The sequence below is a fragment of the Mesorhizobium sp. M7A.F.Ca.US.014.04.1.1 genome, assembly GCF_003998745.1.
Lineage (GTDB): Bacteria > Pseudomonadota > Alphaproteobacteria > Rhizobiales > Rhizobiaceae > Mesorhizobium > Mesorhizobium ciceri.
This window is the reverse complement of sequence record NZ_RZRW01001125.1, coordinates 1-1,009: the sequence shown is the minus strand read 5'-3', so window position 1 is coordinate 1,009 and position 1,009 is coordinate 1. Positions and strand designations below refer to the sequence as shown.

Genomic DNA, 1,009 nt, shown 5'->3' with positions numbered 1-1,009 from the left:
CAGCAAAAGCGCGACCAGCAGGACCAGGGGAATGGCGCCCTGCGTCCACTTGCCTTCGAACACCTGCCTGATGGAAAAACCTTCACTCATCGGTTCATACCATCGCTCGCAGTAGATCAACCTGGTTCGGCTTCTTGCCCGGGGTGGCGTCGAAGCGCGCGGTGATTTCGCCGTCGCGCATCACCAGCACCTGGTGCGACAGGCCGATCGTCTCTTCCAGCGTGTCGGAAATCAGAAGGATCGCCACGCCTTGCGCGGAGAGATCGCGGACCAGTTCGTAAACCTCTTCCTTGGCGCCGACATCGAGGCCGCGCGTCGGGTGATCGAGCACCAGGATGCGCGAGCCCGCCGTCATCCAGCGCGCCAGCACCACCTTCTGCTGGTTGCCGCCGCTGAGCTTGCGGCAGGCGGCATCGGGGCCGGGCGCCTTGATGCGCAGCCGCTTGATCCAGTCGGCGGCGAGCCGGCGCTCCTTGCCATAGTCGATGGCGCCATGGCGCATGACGCTGGAGAGATCGGCCAGCGAAATGTTCTCGGCGATCGACAGGAACATCACCAGGCCTTCGAGCCTGCGCTCGCGCGGCACATAGCCGATCCCCTTGCGCACCGCCGGCTCCGGCGAGGCGAAGCGCACGGCGTCACCGGCGATTTTCATTTCGCCGGCATCGTGCTGCAGGAAGCCGCCGATGGTGCGCGTGACTTCTTCGCGGCCGGAGCCGACGACGCCGGCAATGCCGACGATCTCGCCGGCCCTGATTTTCAGGTCGACACCGTGATAGGCACCGTTCGCGCCCAGTCCCCTGGCCTCGACCATGACCGTGTCGCGCGGCGCCTGCTGGCGAGCCTCGCGGTAATATTCGGCCTGCAGGCCGCGCCCGACCATGATCTCGTGCAGCTCCGGCGCGGTGACCTCGGCCGCGCGGTGTTCGGCGACGACCGCGCCGTCCTTCATCGTGTAGACGCGGTCTGATATCGCCAGCACCCCGTCGCGACGGTGCGAGACGAATAC

At 66.4% G+C, this 1,009-nt stretch carries 1 protein-coding gene; it reads right to left on the bottom strand.

What is annotated here, in order from left to right; translation table 11 throughout:
* Positions 1-94: 94 nt before the first annotated feature.
* On the bottom strand, positions 95-1,009 hold a 915-nt coding region (locus tag EOA22_RS35000), incomplete at its 5' end, for an ATP-binding cassette domain-containing protein (RefSeq protein ID WP_164756240.1).